This window comes from Streptomyces sp. NPDC002795, assembly GCF_042888725.1.
Classification (GTDB): Bacteria; Actinomycetota; Actinomycetes; order Streptomycetales; family Streptomycetaceae; genus Streptomyces.
The window spans coordinates 102,170-128,871 of the sequence record NZ_JBIAQB010000001.1 but is presented as its reverse complement, the minus strand read 5'-3'; the positions used below and the strand labels follow the sequence as shown (position 1 = coordinate 128,871).

24 protein-coding genes are annotated in these 26,702 nt (G+C 70.6%); 16 read left to right on the top strand and 8 right to left on the bottom strand.

Annotated elements, in window-relative coordinates; translation table 11 throughout:
• Positions 1-34: 34 nt before the first annotated feature.
• Complete coding sequence (locus tag ACFYWS_RS00535; RefSeq protein WP_389267928.1) at positions 35-844, top strand: SAM-dependent methyltransferase; 810 nt, start codon at positions 35-37, stop codon at positions 842-844.
• Positions 845-865: 21 nt separating this feature from the next.
• Here the strand turns inward: ACFYWS_RS00535 and ACFYWS_RS00530 are convergent, their stop codons facing one another.
• From ACFYWS_RS00530 to xsc, 6 genes are all read right to left on the bottom strand, one after another.
• Entirely contained in the window at positions 866-1,150 is a 285-nt protein-coding gene (locus tag ACFYWS_RS00530) for a cupin domain-containing protein (RefSeq protein WP_389267926.1), read from the bottom strand.
• A gap of 67 nt (positions 1,151-1,217) precedes the next feature.
• Positions 1,218-1,646, bottom strand: coding sequence for a VOC family protein (locus ACFYWS_RS00525; RefSeq protein WP_389267924.1), 429 nt, complete (start codon positions 1,644-1,646; stop codon positions 1,218-1,220).
• A 90-nt stretch (positions 1,647-1,736) separates the two neighbouring features.
• Complete coding sequence (locus ACFYWS_RS00520) at positions 1,737-3,197, bottom strand: sodium:solute symporter (RefSeq protein ID WP_389267922.1); 1,461 nt, start codon at positions 3,195-3,197, stop codon at positions 1,737-1,739.
• Entirely contained in the window at positions 3,194-3,478 is a 285-nt protein-coding gene (locus tag ACFYWS_RS00515) for a DUF3311 domain-containing protein (protein ID WP_389267920.1), read from the bottom strand. The genes ACFYWS_RS00520 and ACFYWS_RS00515 overlap by 4 nt, the downstream gene beginning before the upstream one ends.
• Positions 3,475-5,154 (bottom strand): amidohydrolase, encoded by a 1,680-nt coding sequence (locus ACFYWS_RS00510; protein ID WP_389267918.1) that lies wholly within the window; start codon positions 5,152-5,154, stop codon positions 3,475-3,477. The genes ACFYWS_RS00515 and ACFYWS_RS00510 overlap by 4 nt, the downstream gene beginning before the upstream one ends.
• Before the next feature lie 82 nt (positions 5,155-5,236).
• Entirely contained in the window at positions 5,237-7,063 is a 1,827-nt protein-coding gene (gene xsc, locus ACFYWS_RS00505) for a sulfoacetaldehyde acetyltransferase (RefSeq protein WP_389267916.1), read from the bottom strand.
• Between the two features lie 233 nt (positions 7,064-7,296).
• Between xsc and ACFYWS_RS00500 the strand changes: the two genes are divergently transcribed.
• Positions 7,297-8,067 carry an IclR family transcriptional regulator gene (locus tag ACFYWS_RS00500; RefSeq protein ID WP_389267914.1) on the top strand — a complete coding sequence of 257 codons (771 nt, stop codon included), beginning with the start codon at positions 7,297-7,299 and terminating at the stop codon, positions 8,065-8,067.
• A 3-nt stretch (positions 8,068-8,070) separates the two neighbouring features.
• Here the strand turns inward: ACFYWS_RS00500 and ACFYWS_RS00495 are convergent, their stop codons facing one another.
• The gene (locus ACFYWS_RS00495) at positions 8,071-9,543 is read right to left on the bottom strand and encodes a PLP-dependent aminotransferase family protein (protein ID WP_389267912.1); all 1,473 of its coding nucleotides are present in this window, start codon (positions 9,541-9,543) and stop codon (positions 8,071-8,073) included.
• 231 nt (positions 9,544-9,774) lie between these two features.
• Between ACFYWS_RS00495 and ald the strand changes: the two genes are divergently transcribed.
• The 4 genes from ald (at position 9,775) to ACFYWS_RS00475 (ending at position 14,220) form a co-directional block, all read left to right on the top strand.
• Positions 9,775-10,890: an alanine dehydrogenase gene (gene ald / locus ACFYWS_RS00490; protein ID WP_389267910.1), complete on the top strand. Its 1,116-nt coding sequence runs from the start codon at positions 9,775-9,777 to the stop codon at positions 10,888-10,890.
• Entirely contained in the window at positions 10,887-12,305 is a 1,419-nt protein-coding gene (locus tag ACFYWS_RS00485; RefSeq protein ID WP_389267908.1) for an aspartate aminotransferase family protein, read from the top strand. The genes ald and ACFYWS_RS00485 overlap by 4 nt, the downstream gene beginning before the upstream one ends.
• Before the next feature lie 149 nt (positions 12,306-12,454).
• On the top strand, positions 12,455-13,894 hold the full coding sequence (locus tag ACFYWS_RS00480; protein WP_389267906.1) for an amino acid permease: 1,440 nt from the start codon (positions 12,455-12,457) through the stop codon (positions 13,892-13,894).
• A gap of 17 nt (positions 13,895-13,911) precedes the next feature.
• A complete protein-coding gene (locus ACFYWS_RS00475) occupies positions 13,912-14,220 on the top strand; it encodes a hypothetical protein (protein WP_389267904.1) in 309 nt (102 codons plus the stop codon).
• Between the two features lie 12 nt (positions 14,221-14,232).
• On the opposite strand, the gene ACFYWS_RS00470 is transcribed toward ACFYWS_RS00475, so the two are convergent.
• On the bottom strand, positions 14,233-14,889 hold the full coding sequence (locus tag ACFYWS_RS00470) for a GntR family transcriptional regulator (protein ID WP_389267902.1): 657 nt from the start codon (positions 14,887-14,889) through the stop codon (positions 14,233-14,235).
• A 283-nt stretch (positions 14,890-15,172) separates the two neighbouring features.
• Here ACFYWS_RS00470 and argH point away from each other — a divergent pair, with 283 nt between their 5' ends.
• From argH to ACFYWS_RS00420, 10 genes are all read left to right on the top strand, one after another.
• Positions 15,173-16,609 (top strand): argininosuccinate lyase, encoded by a 1,437-nt coding sequence (gene argH / locus ACFYWS_RS00465; RefSeq protein ID WP_389267900.1) that lies wholly within the window; start codon positions 15,173-15,175, stop codon positions 16,607-16,609.
• A gap of 53 nt (positions 16,610-16,662) precedes the next feature.
• The gene (locus ACFYWS_RS00460; protein WP_389267898.1) at positions 16,663-17,577 is read left to right on the top strand and encodes an ABC transporter permease subunit; all 915 of its coding nucleotides are present in this window, start codon (positions 16,663-16,665) and stop codon (positions 17,575-17,577) included.
• Positions 17,577-18,359, top strand: a complete 783-nt coding sequence (locus ACFYWS_RS00455; protein ID WP_389267896.1) for an amino acid ABC transporter ATP-binding protein — start codon at positions 17,577-17,579, stop codon at positions 18,357-18,359. Before ACFYWS_RS00460 ends, ACFYWS_RS00455 begins: the two co-directional genes overlap by 1 nt.
• Positions 18,360-18,382: 23 nt before the next feature.
• Positions 18,383-19,255, top strand: a complete 873-nt coding sequence (locus ACFYWS_RS00450) for an ABC transporter substrate-binding protein (protein ID WP_389267894.1) — start codon at positions 18,383-18,385, stop codon at positions 19,253-19,255.
• A gap of 3 nt (positions 19,256-19,258) precedes the next feature.
• Positions 19,259-20,131: a polysaccharide deacetylase gene (locus ACFYWS_RS00445; protein ID WP_389267892.1), complete on the top strand. Its 873-nt coding sequence runs from the start codon at positions 19,259-19,261 to the stop codon at positions 20,129-20,131.
• Positions 20,128-21,024, top strand: coding sequence for a polysaccharide deacetylase (locus ACFYWS_RS00440; RefSeq protein ID WP_389267890.1), 897 nt, complete (start codon positions 20,128-20,130; stop codon positions 21,022-21,024). Before ACFYWS_RS00445 ends, ACFYWS_RS00440 begins: the two co-directional genes overlap by 4 nt.
• Entirely contained in the window at positions 21,021-22,376 is a 1,356-nt protein-coding gene (locus tag ACFYWS_RS00435) for an MmgE/PrpD family protein (RefSeq protein ID WP_389267888.1), read from the top strand. The genes ACFYWS_RS00440 and ACFYWS_RS00435 overlap by 4 nt, the downstream gene beginning before the upstream one ends.
• 152 nt (positions 22,377-22,528) lie before the next feature.
• Positions 22,529-23,977: a CehA/McbA family metallohydrolase gene (locus ACFYWS_RS00430; protein ID WP_389267886.1), complete on the top strand. Its 1,449-nt coding sequence runs from the start codon at positions 22,529-22,531 to the stop codon at positions 23,975-23,977.
• Positions 23,974-24,978 (top strand): extracellular solute-binding protein, encoded by a 1,005-nt coding sequence (locus tag ACFYWS_RS00425; protein WP_389267884.1) that lies wholly within the window; start codon positions 23,974-23,976, stop codon positions 24,976-24,978. The genes ACFYWS_RS00430 and ACFYWS_RS00425 overlap by 4 nt, the downstream gene beginning before the upstream one ends.
• 21 nt (positions 24,979-24,999) lie before the next feature.
• Complete coding sequence (locus ACFYWS_RS00420) at positions 25,000-26,691, top strand: ABC transporter permease (RefSeq protein WP_389267882.1); 1,692 nt, start codon at positions 25,000-25,002, stop codon at positions 26,689-26,691.
• Positions 26,692-26,702: the final 11 nt, after the last annotated feature.

The following is a 26,702-nucleotide window of genomic DNA, read 5'->3' as shown; positions in this document are numbered from 1 at the left end:
GCGCACCCGGCGTGTTGTGTGTGAAGCTGGGCCGATGGACCACACGCATGGCGAACTCCGCGACAGGCTGCAGACCGACCGCCCGCACTCCGCCCGGGTGTGGAACTACCTGCTGGGCGGCAAGGACAACTACCCCGTGGACAGCGAGGTCGGCGAGGCCATCCTCGCCACGTTCCCCGAGTTCGCGGCCGTCGCGCGGCTTCAGCGGCAGTTCCTCGTGCGCGCCGTGCGGTACCTGGCGGGCGAGGCGGGCGTCCGCCAGTTCCTCGACATCGGCACCGGCCTCCCCACGGCCGACAACACGCACGAGGTGGCCCAGCGCATCGCCCCGGACAGCCGGATCGTGTACGTCGACAACGACCCGCTGGTGCTGACCCACGCGCGGGCCCTGCTCACCAGCAGCCCCGAGGGCGCCTGCGCCTATCTGGACGCCGATGTACGCGACCCGGAGCGGATCCTGGCCCAGGCGGCTCAGACCCTGGACTTCGACCGGCCGATCGGGCTGACCCTGCTCAGCATCATGGGGCAGCTGTCCGACGACGACCGCCCCGCCGAGGTGGTGTCCGCGCTGCTCGACGCGCTGCCGCCCGGCAGCTACCTCGCCCTGACCGACGGAACGAACACCAACGACGCGCTCAACAGGGCGGTCACCGGCTACAACCAGCAGTCGGTGCACACCTATCACCTGCGGTCACCGGAGCGGATCGCCGCGTTCTTCGACGGCCTCGACCTCGTCGAACCCGGGGTCGTCCACACGTCGGCCTGGCGCCCGGACCCCGACGCGCCGCGTCCCGAGGACGCGGCGGTCGAGGCGGCGATGTGCGGGGTGGCGCGCAAGGTGTGAGAACGCCGTGGAGGTGGGGCGCTACTTGCGCTCCACCTCCACGAAGGCCAGCGGGGCGGTGCCCGCGTTGACGACCTCGTGCTCGCTGCCGGCCGATCGCGCGTAGGAGCGACCCGCGTACAGCTCGTTGGGCGTGACCGTGCCGTCCGGAGTGATGACATCGGTCAGGCCGTCCGTCACCGGGACCACGACGTAGTCGTACTCGTGCACGTGCCGGCCGGTGCTCTGCCCCGGCTCGAAGTCCCAGCGGGTGACCCGCGTGCGCTCGTCCTCGTGCTGCACGGTGGCGCGGGCAGTGGTGGTCATGTTCACGGCTCTTTCCTTGGGTGAAACGGTGGCGACGCGGATCGCCGCAGGTGGCACGCTAACCGGCTCAGACAGCGAAGAGCTGATCGAGGTCCGCGAAGGCCTTGAACTCCAGGGCGTTGCCCGCCGGGTCGAGGAAGAACATCGTCCACTGCTCGCCCGGTTCGCCCTGGAAGCGCACATAGGGCTCGATCACGAAGTCCGTTCCTGCGGCCGTGAGGCGCCCGGCGAGGCGCTGGAACTCCGGCACCGGGAGCACCAGGCCGAAGTGCGGCACCGGCACCTCGTGCCCGTCGACCGGGTTGGTGCCCGCGCGCCTCTCGCGGGGTGTGCCGTCGCCGACCTGATGGGTGACCACTTGGTGGCCCCCGAAGTTCCAGTCGATCCACCGGGTGTCCGAGCGCCCCTCGGCGAAGCCGAGCGCCTTGCCGTAGAAGTCGCGGGCGGCCGCGAGGTCGTCGACCGGAATGGCGAGGTGGAAGGGTGCGAGCGGCATCGGGAACTCCTTGTGCGGTCGGTGGGGCGGGGCCGAGTGATCCCTGTCCCGGTGGCGCGCCGGTATGCGTGCACCCGCCCCGCTCCACCGTCAGCGCAGCCCCGCCGGCTCCTCGTCCGGGGTGTCGGCCGCTCCCGGCCGGGGCGCGGGCACCGACACCAGCGGCGGTTCCGTCGCACACGGCCGCGACCGGGCCAGGGCGCTCAGGCCGAAGGTGAGCGCCGCGTTCAACGCCACCGTGAGCAGGCCCGCGTTGACACCGCCGAGGTCGGGCTCGGCCACGTACAGCGCCAAGGACGCGGCGACACCCGCGATCATGCCGGTCGCCACCGCCCACGCCCGCACCCGGCGGAAGAACAGCAGGGCGAACCAGCCGGGGATCAGCTGCCCGAGCAGGTAGTACGTCAGGTTGAGCACGGTCAGCATCAGTGACGACGCGGTCAGTGTCAGGACGGCGGCCGCGACGAGGAACACCGCGACGGCCAGCGTCGTCCACCGGCGCTGGACCTCCGGGCGCAGGTTCGGCGCGAGGTTGCGGGAGACGATGCCGCCGATCGACAGCGCCGTCACCGCGAGGACCAGCACCCCGGACAGACCCGCGCCGCCCGCGACGACACCCACCAGCCAGTCGGGCAGCACGTCCCGCACGACCTCCATGAACACCGTGTTGGGATCGGCGACATGCTTGCCGGCCGTGTACGCGAAGTAGGCGGTGGCCACCAGGAACGGGTACATCAGCATGTACGAAGGCATCCACACCGTCGAGGACTTGATGGCCCGCTCGGAGCGCGCGGTGAAGATGTAACCCGCGGAGAAGCCCAGATAGAAGGTGACCGCCTGGAAGACGATGGTGGTCAGCGCGAACACCATCGGACTGCCCGCCATGGTGACCTGCGCGCGCGGCACCGCCGCCGGATCGGTGACCGCCTCGATGCCACCGCCCGCGACGAGCGCGGCGACACCCGCGGCCACCACACCCACCACCATGAGCCCGTCCTTGAGGATGGACACGAACGCAGGGGACCGCACCCCGGACACGGCGACGTACAGGAACGCCATCACGCCCGCGAGGATCACCGCCTGCACCGGCGTGATCGGCAGGCCGAGCGCGGTGAGCACCACCTGCATGCCGATGAACTGGTACTGGCCCCACGGCACCAGGGCCACCAACAGGGCGAGCGCCGTGATGAGTTCGAGGCCGCGGCTGCGGAAGTGGCGGCCGAAGACGTCGGGGATGGTCATCGCGTCGTAGCGGACACCGGCCCGCCAGATCAGCGGCGCCACGTAGTAGCCGAGCGGATAGGCCAGCAGGATGTAGCCGAGGAACCAGACGCCGTAGCTCGCGCCCTTGGCGTAGATCCCGGCCGGGAAGCCGATCATGGTGCCGATGCTGTAGACCTCGCCGACCGCGAGGAAGTACAGCAGCCACGGCGGGAACGAACGGCCGCCGACCAGGTACTCGCTGATGGACACCTTGCGGATGCCGCGCCGGGCGCTGAACGCGACGAGGACCGACAGCACCATGATGACGAAGAAGACGGTGGCGATCACCCGGAAGTCCCTTCTGTGGAACCGGATGTGTCCTCGGGGTAGTGCTTCTGGTCCATCCGCCACGCCAGCCGCAGACACAGGGTGGTCAGCGGGAAGCAGGCGAACACCCACAGGAACAGCAGCGGGATCCCCGCCACGTACACGTCCGTGTTCGCGAGCAGTGGCATGACCACGAGGAGCGCGAACGAGGGGACGCCGAGGCCCAGCCACAGGCTGCGCGGCAGCCGACGAGTGGGCTCGGGCGATGGTGAAGGTGAAGGTGAAGGTGGTGGTGAAGTCATCGTGCACCTCCGGGAGTTCGCTCCCAGACGACGTCGCCGCCGATGACCGTCGCCTCGACCGTCAGATCGCGCAGGCTGCGCTCGCCACCGGCGGTCGGGTCCTCGGACAGGACCGTGACATCGGCCAGCTTGCCCGGCTCCAGGGTTCCCTTGCGGTCCTCCTCGAAGGCCAGTTTGGCGGCCTCGCTGGTGTAGGCGCGCAGCGCCGTCTCCGCGTCGACCCGCTGCTCGGGCCCCAGTCGATGGCCGTCGCGTGTCATCCGCTCGACCGCACACCACATGCCCTCCAGTGGTGGCACCGGCACCACGGGGGTGTCCGAGTGGAGGCCGAAGGTGACACCGTGGCGGCGGGCCGAGGCCAACGGGTCGATGCGGCTCGCCCGTTCGGGCCCGAGGAAGCGGTCGCGGTGCCGGTCGCCCCAGTAGTAGACGTGCTTGACGAAGAACGAGGCGTGCACGCCCGCCCGTGCCATGTCCGCGAGCTGCCGCTCTCCCGCCATCTGGCAGTGCTCGATGCGGTGGCGCCGGTCCGCGGACTCCGGGTCGAGGCCCAGCTTCTGGTACGCGTCGAGGATGGCCTGGATGGCGCCGTCGCCGTTGCCGTGCACGGCGACCTGCCAGCCCGCCTCGTGCAGCGTCGCGATCCGCCGGGACAGGTCGTCCGGCGGGAAGATCAGCAGCCCGTGCTTGTCCGGGGCGCACGCGTAGCCGTCCGAGACACACCCGGTCAGGCCCTGGATCGAACCGTCCGCCCACATCTTGACGCCTGCCACCCGGAACTCGTCGTCCCCGAGCCCCGCGACGGCCGACTCCACCGGGCTCAGGCGCCCCTCGGCCAGCTCAGGGAACAGGTCCTGCACCAGGTACGCCTGGATCCGGTTGCGCAGCCGGCCGGTGAGCCGGGCTCTGCGGTAGGCGTCGAGTTCGCCGGGGCCGCCCATCAGGCCGAGCCCGGTGTCGTGCACGGTGGTGACACCCGCCGCCAGATACGCGTCACCGGCCCGGCCGATCGCGTCGGCGAGGTCGTCCACGCCCGGGTTCGGCATGCCCGCGTACGCGGCGAACGCGGCGGTCTCCGCGAGCACACCGGTCGGCTCGCCCTTCGCGTCGCGGACGACGGCGCCGCCGACCGGGTCCGGGGTGTCCCGGTCGATTCCCAGGCGAGCGAGGGCCGCCGAGTTGAGCACGCAGAAGTGGCCCGAGATGTGCTGCAGACACACCGGGTGGTGCGGCGAGACCGGGTCCAGGTCGCTGCGGGTGGGGTGCCGGTCGTCGGCGAGCAGCGTGTCGTCGTAGCGGTAGCCGCGGATCCACGCGCCCCGCTCGGTGTGCCCGGCGGCCTGCTCGACGCGGGCCACGATGTCCGCGATCCGGTCGTTCGGCGGGCTGCCCGCGTCGACCTCGGCGGCGAGGGTCAGGCCGAAGAACGTCGGGTGGTTGTGGGTCTCGATGAACCCCGGCACGGCGCAGGAGCCCCGCAGATCGCGGAGCGTGGTGGCGGGACCGGCGAGGGTCAGGATGTCGGCGTCCGAGCCGACGGCGAGCACCTTGCCGTCGCGCGCGGCGAGCGCCGTGCCGGTGTGCCCGGCGCGGTCCAGGGTGCGCACGGTGCCGCCGTACAGGATCGTGTCGGCGGCGTGCAGGGGATCGGCGGGGCGGGGGAGCGGGCTCGGCACGGATGATCACCACCAGGGGAGGGGGACGGAGGGCGGGGCGCCCGCACCGACCGCGGGCGCCCCGGACGTACTCGTACAGCGATCAGACGTAGTCCTGGTACTTGTCCAGGTGCCTGACCGGCTTGGACAGGGCGTCGCGGCGGAACGGGTCGCCCAGCTCACGGGTGGTCATGACCTCGATGACGGTGGTGCGTCCCTCGTTCATCTGCGCCGAGACCGCCTTGCTCAGCGCCGGGCCGACGTCTTCGAGGCGGTCCACGATCACGCCGTCCGCGCCCATCGCGTGCGCGATCCCGGCGAAGGACTCGCTCTCCAGCTCGCCCGCGACGAACCGGCGGTCGTAGAAGTCGACCTGGTTCTTCTTCTCTGCGCCCCACTGCCGGTTGTGGAACACCACGGCGGTGACCGGGATGTCGTGCCGCACCGCCGTCATGATCTCGCCCATGCTCATGCCCCACGCACCGTCGCCCGCGTAGGCGACCGCGGGGCGCTCGGGTGCGGCGAGCTTGGCGCCGATGATCGTCGGCAGTGCGTAGCCGCAGTTGCCGAAGGACATCGGGGCGAAGAAGGACCGCGGTTCCTCGAAGCGGAGGTAGCTGTGCGCGATTGAGTTGATGTTGCCGATGTCGGTGGAGACCATCACCCGCTCCGGCAGCGCCTTCTCCAGCTCGCGCAGCACCTGACGCGGGTGCAGCCAGGAGCCGTCCTCGCCGTCCTGCTCGGTGATCATGTCGAGGCTGTACTGGTCCGTCTCGTGGATCCAGCCGTCCAGCTCCTTCTCCCAGGCGTCCTTCTCCGCCTGGATGGTCGCCGAACGCCGGGCGCGGGTCTGCTCGCAGACGAGGTCACGGCCGTCGAGCCGCTGCACGAGGGAGCGCGCCGCGGCGCCCGCGTCGCCGCAGATCCCGACCTCGATCTTCTTGACGAGGCCCAGCATGCGGTGGTCCGCGTCGATCTGGATGATCTTCGCGTCCTTGGGCCAGTACTCCATCCCGTACTGCGCCAATGTCCCGAACGGGCCGAGCCGGGTCCCGAGCGCGACCACCACATCGGCCTGCGCGAGCAGCTTCATGCCCGCCTTGGAACCCTGGTAGCCCAGCGGGCCGCACCACAGCGGGTGGCTCGCGGGGAACGAGTCGTTGTGCTGGTACGAGTTGACGACCGGCGCGCCGAGCCGCTCGGCCAGCGCCTTCGCCTCCTCGACCGCGTCGCCCATGACGACACCGCCACCGGAGATGATCACCGGGAACTCGGCCTCGGCGAGCAGCCGCGCCGCCTCCTCCAGGCTGCGCTCACCGCCCGGCCCACGGTCGAGGCGGGACGGGCGCGGGATCTCCGCCTCGATGTCACCGTAGAAGTGGTCGCGCGGGATGTTGAGCTGCGTCGGGCCCATCTCGCTCATCGCCCGGTCGAAGGCACGGCCCGTCAGCTCCGCCATCCGGCGCGGATTGTTCACGTGCGCCTGGTACTTGGTGAACTCCTCGAACATCGGGAGCTGATTGGTCTCCTGGAAGCCACCGAGCCCGATGCCCATCGTGCCCGCCTCGGGCGTGACGACGACGACGGGGGAGTGCGCCCAGTACGCCGCCGCGATCGCCGTGACGCAGTTGGAGATCCCAGGACCGTTCTGGCCGATCACCACTCCGTGGCGGCCGCTGGCCCGGGCATAGCCGTCAGCCATGTGGCCCGCGCCCTGCTCGTGCACGACCGGGATCAGCTGGATTCCGGCCGGCGCGAAGATGTCCATCGCGTCCATGAAGGCCGAACCCATGATGCCGAAGATGTCTTTGACGCCGTGCGAGACGAGGGTCTCCACGAACGACTCGGAAGGGGTCATCCGCTGCACGCCGGCGGCCACCTGACGGCCGTCCTCGGTCGTGAACTGCGGTTGGGGCGCACTGCTGGTCATGGATTTTCCACCCTTCGACGTGCTGTCGGTGCTGGTGCGGGGTGGCGCATGTTCAGTGGGGGAGAGCGGGTTCCGGGATCCGGTACGCGGTGTTCCTAAAAGCGGGACACGTCGAGGACCGTAGAGCGGGTGTCTCGGCAGCGTCAACCATGCGTACCGAAATCCGGGACGTGCTGCTACGTTCAGACGCCCGGCAACTGGCAGGTATCGCAAGCGAGTTGAGGATGGTGCACATGGACGACGGAACCCCGGCCCTGCGCCTGTTCGCCCTGCTGGAACACATCGCCCGCACCGACCGCCTGGTCACCCTGACCGAGCTGGTCGCCGAGACCGGCCTGCCCAAGCCGACCGTGCACCGGATGCTCGGGCAGCTGGAGGGCGCCGGCCTCCTCGACCGCCAGGGCGACGGCCGCCGCTACGGCGCGGGCGGCCGGCTTCGCGCGTTCGCCGAGGACCTGCTCACCCACGGCACCCACCACGCGGCCCGGCACGCGGTGCTGCGCCACCTCGTCGACGAGATCGGCGAGACCTGCAATCTGACCGCGCCCGCCGGACCGGAGGTCGTCTATCTCGATCGCGTCGAGACCCCCGAGCCACTGCGGTTCGCCCTGCGGCCCGGCTCCCGCGTCCCGGTGCACTGCAGCGCCAGCGGCAAGCTGATCCTCGCGTTCCTGCCCGCCGCCCAGCGCCGCAAGATCCTCACCGCGGCCCCGCTGAAGGCGTTCACCGCGCGCACCCGCACCGACCCCGACGCCCTGGAGGCCGAGCTCGACCAGGTGCGCAGGGACGGATTCGCCCTGGACGACGAGGAGTTCCTGCCCGGCCTCGTGTGTGCCGCCGTGCCCGTGCCCCGCAACCCCGGTGAGGACACGGCGGCGTCGCGGGTGCGCCAGTGCGTGGCACTTCAGGCGCCCGTCGTACGGGTGGGCCTTGAGCAGGCGGTGAAGCTGGTGCCGGTGCTGCGGCGGGCGGCCGAGCGGATCGCGCGGATCGAGGCTAACTGAGCGTCACTCGGGTGGCAGCAACTCCCGTACGACTTCGCCGAGGATCGCGATCCCCGGCTCGATGACGTCGGCCCGTGGCGCCGCGAAACCGATCCGGAAGTGCCGCAGCGCGCCGGGGTCAGGGCCCGCCAGGAAGAAGATGTCACCGCGCTCGATCAGCACGCCCCGCTCGCGCGCACGCCGCACCAGCTCCCGGCAGTCGAGCCCTTCCGGCCCGGACATCCACAGGCTCACGCCGCCCGGCGCGGGTGAACTCACCCACGGCAGTGCCGCGTTCACCGCGTCCCGCATGAGCCGCCACTTCATCCCGAGTCGCGCACGGCTGCGCCGCACGGCCCACTGGTAGTCGCCCGACTCGATCAGCAGGCCGAGTGCCCGCTGGAGATGCCCGGACGGGTGGCGCACCGAATAGCGTCGCAACTCCCGCAGATGTGCGACAAGTTCGGCGGAACCGACGAGATAGCCCAGCCTGAGACCTGGCGCGAGGAACTTGGAGAACGTGCCCAGGTACACCACCTGCCCCGTGGTGTCCTGCGACTTGAGCGCGGGCGTCGGACTGCCCTCGTAGCGGAACTCGCTGTCGTAGTCGTCCTCCACGACGACCGTGCCCGCCTCCCTGGCCGCCGCGAGCAGCGCGTGCCGTCGCCCCGTGCCCAATGTCGCATTGGTGGGGTGATGGTGACTGGGCGTCACATGCAGCAGGTCGACGCCGCGCAGGGTGTCCGGCGGGCGCAGCCCGTCCGCGTCGACCGGCAGAGGGTGCAGGCGCGCCCCGGCCCGCAGGAAGATGTGCCGTGCGTCCAGGTACCCCGGATCCTCCACAGCAGCCACCGAGCCCGGCCCGAGCAGCGCCCGCCCCAGCAGATCGAGACCCTGCTGCGAGCCGATGGTGATCAGCACCTCGTCCGCCTCCACCGCCACACCGCGAGCGGGCAGCAGATGGGAACGGACCATCTCCACCAGCAACGGATCGTCGTCCGCCACACAGTCCTGCAACGACCAGGCCGCGTGCGGCCGGTCGAGCGCCCGGTTCAGCGAGCGCACCCAGGCCCGCGCCGGGAAGGCCCGCGGATCGACCTGCCCCGCGGGGAACGGATACGGGTAGCGCGCCCAGTCATGAACCTTCTCGATGTGCGGAAGCCGGTCCCCTTCGCGGCCGCGCAGCCGCCCCGACCAGTCGAACGCATGCTCCTGCGGGGGCGTCGGATCCGGCTCCGGGCGGGGCGGCATCCGGGGATTGACGAACAGCCCCGAACGGGCCCGGCTCTCCACGAATCCCTCGGCCACCAGCTCCTCATAGGCGGCCGTGACCGTGTTCCGGGACACCCCCAACTCCTGGGCGAGCAACCGTGAGGAAGGCAACCGGCCACCCGCGTCGAGCCGCCCCGACGCGATGCCGTGCTCGATGGCCCTGCGCACCTGCCGGTACAGCGGCTCCCCATGACCCCGCTCGATCTCGATCAACGTACGTGGCACGTATCGCCTCCGCCTCACGGTCGGCCTGGCACCCTCAGCGTGCGCGCAACTGGACCTGTTGCGATCGCCGCCCTCTTCGGCACGGTAGCCGTGGTGGCCTCGCCGCACGAGGGTGCGATGCCGACGCCACGGACCGCCGCCTGAACCCCAACTCGTGTCGAGCGCGCCCACCCACGCCTGTCGCACCGCGTCCGCGCCGCAATCAGGGCCGGGCCAGAGGGGAGTCGAATCGTGAGGATCGGTATTCCGCGAGAAGTCAAGAACAACGAGTTCCGCGTCGCCCTGACCCCGGCAGGGGTCCACGAACTGACCGCACACGGACACACCGTCACCGTCGAGGCCGGTGCGGGAGCCGGTTCCGCGCTGCCCGACGCCGACTACGCCGAGGCCGGCGCCCGCGTCCTGCCCGCGGCCGACGACGTGTGGGCCGAGGCCGACCTGGTCCTCAAGGTGAAGGAACCGGTGGCCGAGGAGTACCACAGGCTCCGCCCCGACCAGGTCCTCTTCACCTACCTCCACCTCGCAGCGTCCCGCGCGTGCACCCAGGCACTGCTCGACGCCGGCACCACCGGTGTCGCCTACGAGACGGTGCAGGCGGCGGACGGCTCGCTGCCGCTGCTCTTCCCGATGTCCGAGGTCGCAGGCCGGCTCGCGCCGCAGGTCGGGGCGTACCACCTGATGCGCGGCGGTGGCGGGCGCGGCGTCCTGGCCGGTGGTGTCTCCGGCACCCGTCCCGCCCGCGTCGTCGTCATCGGCGCGGGAGTCGCGGGCATGAACGCGGTCGCCGTCGCCACCGGCATGTGGGCGGACGTCGTGCTGCTCGACACCGACCTGAACAAGCTGCGCGCCGCCGACCGCATGTACCAGGGCCGCATCACCACACTCGCCTCGAACCGGCTCGCCCTCGAACAGGCCGTCCTCGACGCCGACCTGGTGATCGGAGCCGTTCTCGTCCCCGGCGCCAAGGCACCCCGCCTCGTGAGGAACGACCTCGTCGCCCGCATGAAGCCCGGCGCCGTCCTCGTCGACATCTCCGTCGACCAGGGCGGCTGCTTCGAGGACACCCGCCCCACCACTCACGCCGACCCCGTGTACCGGGTCCACGACACCCTCTTCTACTGCGTCGCCAACATGCCGGGCGCCGTCCCGCACACCTCGACCCACGCCCTCACCAACGTCACGCTGCCCTACGTCCAGGCCATCGCCGACCACGGTCTTCGCGCCGCGGCGGCGGCCGACCCGGCGCTGAAGCGGGGCATCAACACGCTCGGCGGGCGGCTCACCTACCGTCCGGTGGCCGAGGCCCACGACATGAAGCACGCCGACGTGGACCAAGCCCTGCTGTGAACGCCAACGCCAACACCAACGCGAACGTGACCGCGAAGGAGCGCACCGTGCCCCAGGACCTCACCCTGCGTGCCAAGGCCCAGCGTCACCTCGGCCCGCACTTCACCCGCCGCAGCAGCTGGTACGACACCCCACCGCCGGTCTACGTCCGTGGCGAGGGCTGTTACCTCTACGACGACGAGGGCAACCGCCACCTCGACGGACTCTCCGGCCTGTTCTGCGTGAACATGGGCCACGGCCGCGGCGACGTGGTGGCCGCGGGCGCCAAGCAGATGGAGACCCTCGCGTACTCCACCAACTGGGGCGCGGCCCACCCGCCCGCCATCGAGGCGGCGACCCTGATCGCCGAGCTGGCTCCGGGTGACCTGGACGTGACGTACTTCGTCAACTCCGGCTCGGAGGCGGTCGAGACGGCGATCAAGTTCGCCCGTCAGTACCACCGTTCGCAGGGTCAGCCGCAGCGCACGAAGATCATCAGCCGGTCGATGGCGTACCACGGTGTCACCCTGGGCGCCCTGTCCGTCACCGGCCTCCCCAAGATCCGCGAACCCTTCGGACCGCTGCTCCCGGGCATCCGGCACGTCCCCAACACCCTTGGTTTCACCGGTGATTGCGGCCCGGCGGCGGAACTCGACTGCGTCCGTGCGATCGAGCAGGCCATCACCGAGGAGGGCCCGGAGACCATCGCCGCGGTCTTCGCCGAACCCGTGCAGAACGGCCGCGGCGCCCTCGTCCCGCCCGACGGCTACTGGCGCGAACTGCGCCGCATCTGCGACGAACACGGCATCCTGCTCGTCGCCGACGAGGTCATCTGCTCCTTCGGCCGGCTCGGCCACTGGTTCGGCAGCGCGGCCGAGGGCGTCGTCCCCGACCTGGTCACCTTCGCCAAGGGAGCCACCTCGGGCTACGCCCCGCTCGGCGGCGCCATCGTCCGCGAGCCCCTGGTGCGCGGCCTGTACGACTCGCCGCTCGGCGGCACCTTCACACACGGCGCGACCTGGGGCGGGCACCCGGTGTCCACGGCCGTCGCCGTCGCCAACATCGGCGCCATGCGCGACGAGAACATCCCCGGTCACGTACGGGAGTTGGGCCCTGTTCTCAGGGCCGGACTCGACGAGATCGCCGCACGCCACCCGGTCGTCGCCGATGTCCGCGGCACCGGCTTCTTCTACGCGGTCGAGTTCACGGCCGACCGGGACAGCGGCCGGGAGCTGACCGAGGATCAGTCGGCGCGGATCCTGCGCGAGGTGCTGCCGGACGCGATGCGCCGCACCGGCGTGATCCTGCGGCCCGACGACCGCGGCGCGACGATGCTGATGGTGGCTCCACCGCTGGTCGCGGACCGGGCGGTGCTCGGCGAACTCCTCGAAGGTGTCGACGAGATGGTGGCTTCGGTCGCCCGCGCCGTGGCCTGAGACGCCGTTCGTTTCGACCGTGTGAACGGTTCGTTGAACGCGCCCGGCGGGCCTTCGGGCGTGCCAAGACTGTCCGACGGCGCCGCATGATCATCACGTGTCGGCGCCGCCGGACAGGCCCACGTCAGACGTACGGAGAAGAGGCGGACGTGACGGACACCAGCGACAGATCCCTGCGGGACGACGGCGCGACCGAGCCCTCCGGCGGCCCCGGACTGCGCAGCTCCCTCAAACAGCGCCACATGACCCTGATCGCGATCGGCGGTGTCATCGGGGCCGGACTCTTCGTCGGCAGCCGCGTCGTCATCCAGGACACCGGACCCGCCGCCGTGATCTCCTTCGCGCTCGCCGGCGGCCTGGTCATCCTCGTGATGCGGATGCTCGGCGAAATGGCGGTGGCCCGCCCGGCCGTCGGCTCCTTCCACGCCTACGCCCGACTGGCCCTCGGCCCGATGGGCAGCTTCACCATCGGCTGGCTGTACTGGTACTTCTGGGTCAACGTGGTGGCCCTCGAAGCGGTCGCGGGCGCCGAACTCGTCCGCGCCTGGCTCCCCGGCATCCCGCTGTGGACGATCAGCCTGTCCCTGATGCTGATCCTGACGGCGGTGAACATGCTGTCGGTGAAGACCTTCGGCGAGTTCGAGTACTGGTTCTCGTCGATCAAGGTGGCCGCGATCACCGTGTTCCTCGTCGTGGGCCTCGTCTTCGTGGTCGGCCTGTGGCCGGGCGCGCACGACGCGGGCGGCGTCGACAACCTGACCGCGCACGGCGGCTTCCTGCCGATGGGGGTGGGACCGGTCCTCACCTCGATCATCCCGGCGGTCGGCTTCTTCACCGGCGCGGAGATCGCCGCGCTCGCCGCCGCCGAATCCGCCGAACCCGGCCGCAACGTCGCACGGGCGACCCGCTCCGTCGTCCTGCGCGTCCTGCTCTTCTACGTGGGCTCGATCTTCCTGGTCGTCGCGATCGTCCCGTGGACCTCGGACAAGCTGAACGGCGGACCGTACATCGCGGCGCTGGAGGAGATCGGCATCCCCGGCGCGGACACCCTGATGCGCATCCTGATCCTGATCGCGGTCCTCTCCTCGCTCAACGCGGGCCTGTACTCGGCGTCCCGCATCGTCTTCGCCCTCACCCGCGAGGGCGAGGCACCACGCGGCCTCACGAAACTCAGCCGCAGCGGAGTCCCACGCCGAGCCATCCTCCTCGCCACGGTCCTCGGATACGTGGCCGTGGTGTTCGCCTACGTCTCCCCGGACACGGTCTTCTCCTTCATCGTGCACTCCTACGGAGCGGTCGCCCTCTTCGTCTACCTCCTCGTCGCCCTCTCCCAACTCCGCCTGCGCAAGCGCCTGGAGCGCGAGGACCCCGACTCCCTGACCCTGAAGATGTGGGGCTACCCATACCTCAGCTGGTTCACGATCGGCGCGATGGTCGTCGTCATCGCCGCGATGGCGATCCTCCCGGCAACCCGCGCGGACTTCGCCGCCAGCCTCCTCACGGTGGTGGTCGTCCTGGCCTCCTACGCGGCGCTCCGCAGACGTCGCCGCGCGCGGGCGCAGGCGGGGGTTGACCTCACGTCGGATTGAGCTTCTAGGTTCGCCCCATGAAGACACTTGTGCTGGGAAGGACGCCCGCCAGGGTGACAGAGGTACTGACCACGCTGCACGCGGACGGTTTCGACGCGGAGGGCGTGAGCACGGACGACGAGGCCCGCGGGCTCCTTGAGACCGAGGAGTTCGCGGTGCTGATCATCGGCGGCGGAGTGGAGCCCGTATCCCGCGCGGCGCTCAAGGAGTTCGCGGCGGTGCACGGAGTGCGCCGGGTCATCGACGGCGCGCTGACGGCGCCGTTCGACGCCTATGTACGGCGGGAGTTCGAGCCGTTGATCCGGGAGGCCGCGGCGACGGAGTGAGGGCCCGGCCGGTCAACCGGCTGTCGGCATGAACGCCTTGGCGTGCGCGAGGTGTGCCTCAAGCAGCCCGGCCGCTTCCTCGCCCTTCGCTTGACGCAGCAGCGACACGATCTCCCGGTGCTCCTCGACCTGCGCCGGGAGATCGTCACTGGTGCGGTCCGTGGTGGCCACCGCCAGCTTGATCTCCGACATGAGGTCGCGGGCGGTCGCCGTCAGGCGCGGGCTGCCCAACAGCCCCACGATCGCCACATGCACGGACAGATGAGCCTCCGTGACGACACTGGCGGCGGCCGACGAGACGACCGCCTCCTCGAAGTCGCGCTGGGCCGCGCTGAGCGCCACGAGGTCGGCGCGGGTGGCCTGCACCACCGAACGCGCCGCCGCCGTCTCGAGAACGCGGCGCGCCTTGAAGATGTCCTCGATCTCCTCCTCAGTGAGCCGCCGCACCTCGACCCCACGGTTCGGCCGCCGCACCAACAGGCCCTCGGCGGTGAGGATCTGCAGCGCCTCGCGCACGGTGCTGCGGGAGACACCGAGGCTCTCCGCGACGTTGCTCTCGCGCAGCGACGTGCCGCCCTCGATGGTGCCCCGGTACATCTCCTCGCGCAGTGCGTGGGCCACCCGGTCCACCGTGCTGGAGCGATCGATCTCTATGGGCCCTAGCGCCATCACGTTCTCCCTCGGGGCGTGCGTCTGATTGCCGGACAATTCTTGCCGACACTCTACTGGCAGCCTATTGCCAGGCCGCGACGGGGAGTTGGGCGGCGGAATGCCCCGGTCCGACTCTTGACGGTCATCCGGCGTTGCTGAAATTGTCCGACAAGCAGTCAGTCCGGCGAGACCCGTCGACAACTGCCGTGCTCAGCCCTGCCTTGGCCTGCCTTGCCCGGCCTCGCCCCGCCCTGCCGCCCGCGGCTGTCGAGCTGCCCTTTTCCTCCCAGGGAGACCGTTCATGACCGGTACCGCCGCTGCCACCACACGCCTATGGGGCGGACGCTTCCGCAACGCCCCCGACGAGGCGCTGACCACGTTGTCGCGTTCCGAGCCGAGCTACTTCGACATGGCGCCCTACGACCTCGCGGGTTCCCGCTCCCACGCCCGCGAACTGCACCGTGCGGGACTGCTCGACGACGCCGAACTGGCCACGCTGATCGAGGCCATCGACGTACTCGACGGCGAGTACGCACGCGGGGAGGTGCGGCCGATCCCCGAGGACGAGGACGTCCACACCTTCCTGGAGCGGGTGCTCAGCGAGCGGCTCGGCACGGTCGGCGGCAAGCTGCGCGCCGGACGCTCCCGCAACGACCAGGCCGCCAACGACCTGCGGCTCTACCTCCGTGACCAGGTCCGCCACCTCGCCGAGGCCGCCGCGGACCTGGAGGACGCCCTGCTCGCCCAGGCCCGGCGGCACCGCGCCACCCCGGCCCCCGGCTTCACCCACCTGCAGCCCGCCCAGCCGATCACCTTCGGCCACCAACTCCTCGCGCACACCCACGCGCTCAGCCGTGACATCGACCGGCTGCGCGACTGGGACCGCCGCAGCGCACGCTCCCCGCTGGGCGCCGCCGCCCTCGCCGGATCGGCCATCGCGCTCACCCCCGAGCACGCCGCGCGCGAACTCGGATACGAGCGCCCCTGCTCCAACTCCATCGACGCGGTGGCCAGCCGGGACCACGTCGCCGAATTCCTCTTCGTCGGCTCGATGCTCGCCGTCGACGTGTCCCGGCTCGCCGAGGAGATCTGCCTCTGGGCCAGCCGCCAGTTCCGCTGGATCGCGCTCGACGACCGCTTCGCCACCGGCTCGTCGATCATGCCGCAGAAGAAGAACCCGGACATCGCCGAGCTCGCCCGCGGCAAGGCAGGCCGCCTCGCGGGCAACCTGATGGGCGTCATCGGCGCGCTCAAGGGGCTCCCGCTCGCCTACAACCGCGACCTCGCGGAGGACAAGCGCGCCGCCTTCGACACCGTCGAGACCCTGCTGATGGTGCTGCCCGCGATGGCCGGCATGGTGCGCACCTTCGTCGTCGACGAGGCCGAGCTGCGTACGCAGGCCACCGCCGGATTCACCCTCGCCACCGAGATCGCGGACTGGCTCGCCCGCAGTGGTGTGCCGTTCAGCGAGGCCCATGAGATCACCGGCGCCGTCGTGCAGCTCTGCGAGGAGCGCGGCGTCGACATGGAGGAGCTGAGCGACGCCGACTACGCGGGCGTCGACGCCCGCCTCACCCCCGAGGTGCGCTCCGTGCTCACCGTCGAGGCCGCGCTCGCCGCCCGCAGCGGACAGGGCGGCACCGCGCCCGCCCAAGTCGACGCGCAGATCGGCGAGTTGGAGACGCTCATCGCCGAACAACGTACGTGGGCCTCCTCCTACCAAGGGCCCCGCGCATGAGCACGCCACCATCCTCGACCCGCACGACAGCCTCCGGAGAAGAGAGTCACGTCATGTCCGAAGCCGTAGCGGAGACCTCCGCACCCGCGGACACCGGCGACCTCGTCGCGGTGCCGCGCACACACTACGGACGCTGGGTCGGCGCGCTCGTGGTCGTCGTCTTCCTGGGCTGGCTGGGCTACGCCTTCGCCCACGCGGCCATCGACTGGGGCGTCGTCAAGGAGTACCTGACGATGGGGGTGCTCCTGAAGGGGCTGCTCATCACCCTGGTCCTCACGGTCGTCGGCATGGTCCTCGGCATCGTCCTCGGTGTCCTGGTCGCCGTGATGCGCCTGTCCCGCAACCCGGTCACCTCGGGAGTCGGCTGGCTGTACGTGTGGGTGTTCCGCGGCACCCCGGTCTATCTGCAACTGCTCGCCTGGTTCAACATCGGGCTGCTCTTCCCGTACGTGTCGCTGCCCGGCGTGGGCGGCGCCCGCACCGTCGACCTCGTCACCCCGTTCGTCGCCGCGGCCATCGGCCTCGGCCTCAACCAGGGCGCGTACACCTCCGAAGTGGTGCGCGCCGGCATCCTCTCCATCGACGAGGGACAGACCGAGGCGGCCCAGGCGCTCGGCATGTCACGCCTGCGCACCATGGGCCAGATCGTGCTGCCGCAGGCGATGCGGGTGATCCTGCCGCCCATCGGCAACGAGACCATCGGGATGCTCAAGACGACCTCGCTCGCCTCGGCCATCGGCGTCAGCGAGATCCTCTCCGAGGCGCAGCACATCTACTTCGTCAACAACCGGATCATGGAACTGCTGATCGTGTGTGCCATCTGGTACCTGGCCGCGGTCTCGATCCTCTCGGTCGTCCAGTACTACCTGGAACGGCACTTCGCCCGGGGCAGCAGCAGCCGCGCGCTGCCCGCGACGCCCCTGCAGCGGCTGCGCAAGGTCCTCCAGCAGAAGAAGGCGGTCTCCTGATGAGCGTCACCACGGACACCGAACGCGCCCTGGTGCGCGCCGAGTCGGTGCACAAGAGCTACGGCGACCTCCAGGTCCTCAGGGGCATCGACCTCGAGGTGAACCCCGGTGAGGTGGTGTGTCTGCTCGGCCCCTCCGGATCCGGCAAGAGCACGTTCCTGCGCTGCATCAACCACCTGGAGCAGCTCAACTCGGGCCGCATCTGGGTGGGCGACGAAGTGATCGGCTACCGGCAGCAGGGAAACAAGCTGCACGAGCTGAACGAGCGGGCCATCGCCCGGCAGCGCCGTCGCATCGGCATGGTCTTCCAGCGGTTCAATCTGTTCCCGCACATGACGGCGTTGGAGAACGTGGTCGCGGCGCCCGTCGGCGTCAAGCGGGTGGGTCGCGCCGCCGCCCGCGAGCGCGCCGTGGAACTGCTGGCCCGGGTGGGGCTGAAGGACAAGGCGGACGCCTACCCGCGCCAGCTGTCCGGCGGTCAGCAGCAGCGCGTCGCCATCGCCCGCGCCCTTGCCATGGAACCCGACCTGATGCTCTTCGACGAGCCGACCTCCGCGCTCGACCCCGAGCTGGTCGGCGAGGTCCTGGAGGTGATGAAGGACCTGGCGAGCAGCGGCCTGACGATGATGGTCGTCACGCACGAGATCTCCTTCGCGCGTGAGGTCGCCGACCGCGTGGCGTTCATGGACGGCGGCGAGATCCTTGAGGTCGGCCCGCCGTCCGAGGTACTCGTCAACCCGCGACACCCGCGCACGCAGTCGTTCCTGGCCCGCGTCCTGTGAGCCCCGAGTCCGCAGGAGACGCCATGTCCCGTCCGCTCCGCGCGCTCACCGCCGTCGCGGCCTGCCTCGCCGCGACGGCCGCGCTCACCGGCTGTGTCAGCACGAGCATGCCCGCGTCGGCTGCGGGCAAGGGCGGCCTGCCGCCCTCCATCACCGAGGACAAGCAGCTCAAGGTAGGCCTGTCACCCGACTTCCCGCCGATGGAGTACCGCGACGAGAAGACCAACCGGGTGGTGGGTGTCGACGTCGATCTCGCACGGGCGCTCGGCGCGGAACTCGGCCTTGAGGTCACGTTCCAGGAGCAGAAGTTCGACCAGCTCATGAACTCCGTGACCACCTCCCGCGTCGACATGGTGATGTCCGGGATCTCCGACACCGTCGACCGCCAGGAGACCGTGGACTTCGTCGACTACTTCGACACCGTCGGCCGCTTCTACACCCTGCCGGGCCGTGCCGGCGATTTCCGTGACGGCGACGATGTGTGCGGCCGCAAGCTCGCCGTCAGCAAGACGACGGACTACTACGGCCAGGCCCTCGACTACAACAAGCGGTACTGCACCGGAAAGGGCAAGCCCGCCATCCGCGTCCTGCCCACCGACTCCGGAGCGGCGGCCCGGCTGCAACTGGAGCAGAAGCGCGCGGACGTCGCCATCCAGGGCGGAGAGAACCTGGCCTTCTTCGACCGGACGGAGCCCGGACGGTTCAAGGCGGTGCTCGATCCGATCCCGGCGAAGCCGTTCGCCGCTGTGGTGAAGAAGGACGACAAGCCCATGGCGCGACTCGTACTCAAGGGCTTCCGGCAGCTCCGCGCCGACGGAACGTACCAGCGGATCCTGAAGAAGGCCGGCATGGCCTACGGGTCGATGGCGCCCAAGATCAACGGAGTTGAGGACTGACTCATGCACACCCCTGTCGATCCGAGCCCGCCGCGCTGGCCGCACGGGCACCGCGCCGCGGTCGCCCTCGCCTTCGACCTGGACGGACCCACCGGCGGCGCCATGCTCGACGGCACCCTGTGGGACCGGCCCGGCTACTTCGCGCTCGGCGGCTACGGACCCCACCGGGCGCTGCCCCGGCTGCTCGACCTCCTCGACGACGCCGGGGCCCCCGCCACCTTCTTCGCCCCGGCGTGGGTGGTGGAGCACTGGCCCGAGGCCTGCCGCGCCATCGTCGAGCGCGGCCACGAGGTCGCCCACCACGGCTACCGGCACGAGTGCTATTACGACCTGACCGTCGACGAACAGCACGCCGTGATCACCCGCAGTCAGCGGGTGTTCCGCGACGTCCTCGGCGTCGAGGCCACCGGTTTCCGCTCCCCGTCGGGCGACTGGCACCCCGAGACCCCGCGCATCTTGCGCGAGCGCGGCTTCCGCTACTCCAGCTCGATGCGCGGCGACGACCGCCCGTACCGGCACACCCTCGACGGCGCCACGACCGAACTCGTGGAGATACCGGCCCGCTGGGACATGGACGACTACGCCTTCCTCGCCTACCACCGCAACCCCGACTACCCCGGCGGCCAGGACCGGATCGCGAGCTATGCGCTGACACTCGACAACTGGAAGCGCGAATTCGACGGATACCGCGCCGAAGGGCTCTGCCTGACGACCCTCTTCCACCCGAAGGTCTCGGGGCGCCCCGGCCGCCTGCTGCTCCTGGAGGAACTCATCGACCACATGCGCGCACACGACGACGTCTGGTTCGCGACCTGCCACGACGTGGCCGACTGGTGGATCGAGAGCGGGCAGGGGACGGAGGTGGCCGCCGCGTGAGCGACACCCACGGCCGGTGGCCGAACGGCGCCCGCGCCGCCGTCATGATCACTGTCGACCACGATGCCGACCTCGCCCTCCTCAGCGGCTCGCCCGCCATCGCGGACCGCGGCAAGACCCTGTCCGTCGGCCGCTACGGCACCGACCGCGGCATCGACCGACTGCTCGCTCTGTTCGACGAACTCGCCGTTCCCACCACGTGGTTCGTGCCGGGACGCAACGCGGAGCGGCACCCCGAAGCAGTGCGCCGCATCACCGCCGCCGGACACGAGCCGGCCTGCCACGGAGACGCGCACGAGGACTTCCAGCCCCTGACGCTCGACGAGCAGATACGCGCTGTGCGCGACGGAGCCGACCGGCTGCGGCAGGTCACCGGGGCACCCGTGCGCGGCTTCCGCACCCCAGCCGGGGAATGGAAGCCGGGGCTCGGCTCCCACCTCGCCGACGCGGGCCTCGACTGGTCCTCCTCGTCACCCGGCGACGACCTGCCCTACCTCCACCCCGGTACGGACGGTGTCGTCGAGATCCCGGTCCAGTACGAAATGGAGGACCACCAGTACTTCTTCTTCAACCTCGAACCGCCCTTCCCCACGGGCCAGTCACGCATCGCCTCCTACGCGCACGTCCTCGGCAACTGGACACAGGAGTTCACGGCACACCACCGCTTCGGGCTCTGCTACGTCCTGCGGCTGCACCCGGAGGTGACGGGGACCCCGGGCAGGATCGGACTCGTGCGGGACCTCATCACACACATCCAGGCCCACCCCGACGTGTGGATCACGACCGGTTCGCGGATCGCCGACTGGTGGCGGACGAACCACCCGGACAACGACCCCGGCCACCCGGCGGACCTGTTCGCCCGGCTCCGGGCGGAAGGGGAGCCCGCCGTATGACACCGAGCCCACTCACCCGGCTCGCCCGCCTGGTCACCGACACCACGTACGACCAGCTGCCGGACGCCACCACGCGCAAGGCGACGCTCCACCTCCTGGACACCCTCGGGGCCGGCCTCGCGGGCGCACACAGCGAGGAGACCGCGATCGCCCTCTCGGTGCTCGGCGGGGAACGTGGCGAAACCCCGGTGTGGGGGACGCGCGAACGGCTGACACCACGGGCCGCGGCCCTGGTGAACGGCGTCTCCAGTCACGCCTACGAGGTCGATGACACCGGCGGATGCGACCACTCGGGCGCGGTCGTCGTGCCCGCCGCGCTCGCGGCCGTCGCCGCCGCGCCCGCTCCGGTGAGTGGCGCCCGGCTGCTCACCGCGATCGTCCTCGGGTACGACGTGGGCCGTCGGATGCTCGAAGCGTTCGGCGGCTACGAGGCGCACAACGGAGCCGGTTGGCACTCCACCGGGACCTGCGGCCCCTTCGGATCGGCGGCCGCGGCCGCCCATGTCCTCGGCCTCACCGTCCGGCAGACGGAGGCGGCCCTCGGCCTGGCGTCCAGCGGCAGCGCGGGTCTTTGGGCCTTCGTCCACGACGGAGCCATGACCAAGCGGCTGCACGCGGGCCGCGCGGCCGAGAGCGGCCTGCTCGCGGCGCGCATGGCGGCAGCAGGGATGACGGGCCCGTCGGCGGTCTTCGACGACACCTGGGGCGGTGCGCTCGCCACCTACGCGGGGGCGGCGGCCGAACCGGGCGCGCTGACCGCGGAGTTGGGGCGGAACTGGAAGATCATGCGCAGCTCCCTCAAGCCGTACGCCTCGTGCCGCGGCACCCACTCGTCGGTCGACGCCCTGCTCGCCATCATGGCCGACCACACACTGCACGCGGACGACATCGCCACCGTCCACGTGAGCATGAGCCCGTTCCTGTACGGCATGTGCGGGGGCCGTGAGGCCACGACGTTGGCGGCGGCGCAGCTCAGCCTCCCCTGTGCGCTGGCCGCCGTCATCACCCATGGCCATGCGGGACTTGAGGCCTACGTCGGCGACAGCAGGGGTGGGGCTTCGTCGCACGCCGCCATGGAGCGCGTCGAACTGGAGGTGGACGACGCCATGCCGGCGGACGGGGAGCCGGTCGTCACCGTGACCAGCACTGACGGGCGACGCTGGTCGCTTCGGGTCGACGAACCCAGTGGCTCACCGGGGAACCCGCTCACCGAAGCGGCCGTCCGGGAGAAGTTCCGTGGTCTCGCCGCGCGGGCGCTCCCCGCGGACCGGGCCCGGGTGCTGGAGGAGTCGGTACTCGGCCTGGCGGAGGCCGTGGACGCGAGCGCGCTGGGGGCGTCCCTCACCCCGTAGCGATCCCACCGGACAATCCTGCGCACTCGCTGGCGCGTCGCGACGAAGCATGCTCAACTATGCGCACGTTCTTGCAAGTTGGTGAGCGAGTCTGCGCAGCCGGGGTGATCGCCCGGGCCGGTGGCGCTCGTGGTGCGCTTCAAGGAGGCCGGGTGAGCAGCCGCCGTGTTCTGCGGGAGACCCGCACCATCGACCCCGCGTCGATCACGGAGCAGTATCTGGACCGTGTCCTCGCCCTCCCGGAGGGCGTCGGCACGCTCCGCGTCGAGTTGGACTTCGAGAAGGTCACCGACTGCTTCCAGCTCTACGCGGCCGCCCTCGACCCCGACGGGTTCCTGCGCGGCCACGTGCAGTGCCCCGGTGATCCCGGGCCCCGACGACTGTCCTTCGAGGTGGGGGAGGGGCACGCCGACCTCGGGTGCCATCCGGGGCCGTTGCCGGCCGGCGAGTGGACCATCCGCATCGACCTCGACCGGTTCACGCAGGGCGGGAGCTACGAGCTGCGGGTGTACGTGGCCGATGCGGGCCTCCGTGGTGCTGTAACCGCCGTAGCGCGTACGGGAGTTGAGCGCGAGGAACCGGTCCCGTCGTCGTCACCCACCTGGCTCCGCGGCGAGCTCCACTCGCACTCCCTGCACAGCGACGGCTCCGCCGACCTCCCCGCCCTCCTCGACGCCGCGCGCGCCGCCGGCCTCGACTTCCTCGCCGTCAGCGACCACTTCACGTCGAGCCACTGGGCGGAACTCGCGCGCCTGGAGGAGCAGGGAGCCGCCGAAGGACTCGTCCTGCTCCGGTCCATCGAGCTGACCTCCCACTTCGGCCACGCCAACCTGCACGGCCTGTCCCGCTGGCCCGGCACGTACGTCGACGCCGACGGCTGGGACTTCGCCGACGCCGCCCGCGACGTGCATGCCCAGGACGGGCTCGTGGGTGTCAACCACCCCTTCAGCGGCCGCCAGGCGTGGCGCAGGGACGACCACACCTGGGACGACGTCGACCTCCTGGAGATCGACAACTTCGGCCAGGGCGCCAACAACGACGCGGCCGTCGGACTGTGGGACCGGCTGCTCGGCTCGGGGCACCGCGTCACCGGCGTCGCCGGCACCGACTGCCACCACCCCCAGAAGCCCGAACACCGGATGGGCCAAGTCACCACCGTCGTACGGGCGGAGCGCAGCCGCGAAGGCATCATCGGCGCGCTGCGGGCGGGCGAGGCGTATGTGTCGCGCGGGGCCGGGCTGCGGCTCTCCGCCCGGACCGATGCCGGGGAGTGCGGGATGGGCGGGACGGTGCCCGTGTCCCCGGGCCGGCCCGTCCACCTCGACGTAGAGCTCGACACACCTCGCCCCGCCGTGCTGTTCATCCTGCGCGGCGGACTGCTCTGGCACATGGAACCGGTGGAGGCCGCGGGGCCCGCGCACATCCGGGTCACCGACCCGCGCCCGCTCCCCGGCCACTACCGCGCCGAGCTGCACGCCTCCAGCGACGACCCCTACTTCTGGGCCTCGTGCAATCGCTCGCACGCCTCCTCGCTCGCCGTCTCCAACCCCGTGTGGGTCGCCGCCACGTCCCCGCGGGAAGCAGAAAGGCACTCCGCATGAGATCCGTACGTGTCTGTGTCCTCGCCGTCACCGCGCTCGCCCTCACCGCGTGCAGCTCCGTCGTCGGCGGGCAGAAATCCGGTGACGGCAAGGGACTCGTCGTCTACACCTCCTCCGGGCCCGAGGTGACGCGCCCCATCGTGAAGGCCTTCGAGAAGGCCCACCCCGACATCAAGGTGACGCTCACCGCGATCTCCGGCACCGGCCCGCTGATGAGCCGTATCCAGGGCGAGAAGGCCAACCCTCTCGGTGACGTCGCGTGGGGCGGGTCCGTCGAGAACTACAAGGCCGTCGCGGGCAAGGGGATCTGGGCCGCGGCCGAACTCGGCCAGGACAAGCACATGGTGGCCACCGACCCCAAGCACCAGTGGCACGCCACTGACCTGCTCTACCAGGCCATCGCCGTCAACACCGACCGCGTGAAGAACCCGGCCGACCACCCGAAGACGATGAAGGACCTCGCCGACCCGAAGTGGAAGAAGCAGGGCGGCATCGGATTCGCCAACCCCCGTTCCTCCGGGACCGGTTACTCGGTCCTCGCCGCCATGGTGAGCAAGTACGGCTGGGACTACGTCGACAGGTTCCTCCCCAACGCCAAGGTCACCGACAGCAGTGACGCCATGTTCAAAGGCGTCCGCAACGGCGAGTTCCCCGTGGCCTTCATCAACGAGGACCTGGGCAACGCCTGGGTGAAGGCCAAGGCACCGCTCAAGCTGATCTATCCGACCGACGTCGTCTCCAACCAGATCGGCGCCGCGGCCGTCATCAAGGACGCGCCGCACACCGCCAACGCGAAGACCTTCGTCGACTACCTCATGTCCGCCAAGGGACAGCAGGTCATGAGCGACGCCGTCGGCCGCCGCTCCGCCCGCACCGACCTGCCCGCACCGACCGGCCTCGCCGAGGGCAAGAGCCTCCATCTGGCCACGTCGCCCGAGGAGTTCGTCAGCGAGCAGTCGAAGGTGCTCGACACGTTCGACGACGCGTCGGGCGCCAAGTAACGGCGGGGCGCGGAACATCACATGACCACGACCGACACCCCGCCCGAGCAGCGGACCACGGCCGCCGCCGGACGGCCGCGCCGCCGCCCCGGCATCTGGGTCCTCATCGCCGTCCTGCTCACCCTGCTGCTGCTCGCCATCATCGTGCTGCCCCAACTGCGCATCGTGACGGCCGCGTTCAGCGACGGGCACGGCGGAGCGACCCTCGCGCACTTCGCGGAGTTCTTCACGACCGCCCGCTTCACCGAGGCCCTGTGGCACTCGGTCGTCGTGTCCCTCGCCGCCGGGCTGCTGTCCTGCCTCGTGGGGATCCCGGCGGCGTACCTCCTCGCCCAGTACGACCTGCCGCGGCGCAGTCTCTTTCTCACCCTCGCGACGATGGCGACGGTCTCGCCGCCGTTCCTCGGCGCGTACGCCTGGGTCATGCTGCTGGGACGCGGTGGCATCCTCACCGATGTCGTCCCGCTGCCGTTCGACACCATCATCGGTCCTGGCGGCATCATCTGGGTGACGATCTGGGCCACCCAGTCCATGACGTTCCTGATCGCCTACGACACCTTCCGGTCCATCGACCCGAGCCTCGACGAGGCCGCCGCGAGCGTCGGCAGCAACCCGTGGCGCACGCGGCTGCGCATCATCCTGCCGCTCGCCGTTCCGGCCCTCGTCACCGGCTTCTACACCGCCGCGATGAAGATCTTCGCGGACTTCGGCACCCCGCTCATCATCGGCGGCGGCTACCGCATGCTGCCGGTGCAGGTCTACAACGAGTTCCTCAGCGAGGTCAGCACCAACCCCGCCCTCGCCTCCTCCGCCAGCCTGGTCATGCTCGCCGTCGCCGGAGCCACCCTCGCCGTGCAGCAGTGGGCGCTGCGGCGCAGGACCTACGCGTCGGTGGGCGTGCGCACCCGGCCGCTCCAGCCGGTCGGCCGGGCCCAGAAGCTCCTCATGACCGGCTGGCTCTGCCTCGTGTTCTTCCTCTCCTTCGTGCCCCACCTCGTCGTCATCGGGACCAGCTTCCTGACCTGGCGGACCGGCATCCTGACGTGGACGCCCACCCTCGCCAACTACCGGCAGCTGTTCGCCGAGGACCTGGGCACGATCCTCACCAGCTTCGTCCTCGCCGGCATCGGCTGCGTGCTCTGCATCCTCGTCGGCGTCCTCACCGCCTACATCACCGTGCGCCGCCGCTACCGGGTGCTCGCCCCGGCGCTCAACGTCATGGTGATGATCCCGTACATCCTGCCGGGCACCGTCCTGGCCATCGGCCTCATCCTCAGCTTCAACAGCGCGCCGCTCATCCTCACCGGGACGGCGACCATCATCGTGCTCGTCTATCTGACCCGGCGCCTGCCGTACTTCATGAAGTCGGTCGAGGCCGCCATGACCCAGGTGCACCCGGCCCTCGAAGAAGCCGCGATCAGTGTGGGGGCCAAGCCGCTGCGGGCGTTCCGGCAGGCGACGCTGCCCGCGATCCGGCCGGCCGTGGTCTCCGGAGGCACCGTCGCGTTCCTCCAGATGATCACCGAACTGAGCGCCACGATCATGGTCTACGCGGTCCCCTTCGTCACGATGACCGTCGTGATCTTCAACAACGCGGTGCAGCCCGGCAGCCCGTTCGGCGTCGCCTCCGCGATGACCGTCGTCCTGATGGTCAGCGTCTACGTGCCCCTGTACTTCGTCCGGCGCCGCTTCTCCGACCTCAGAACCTCCTGACGGGATCCCAC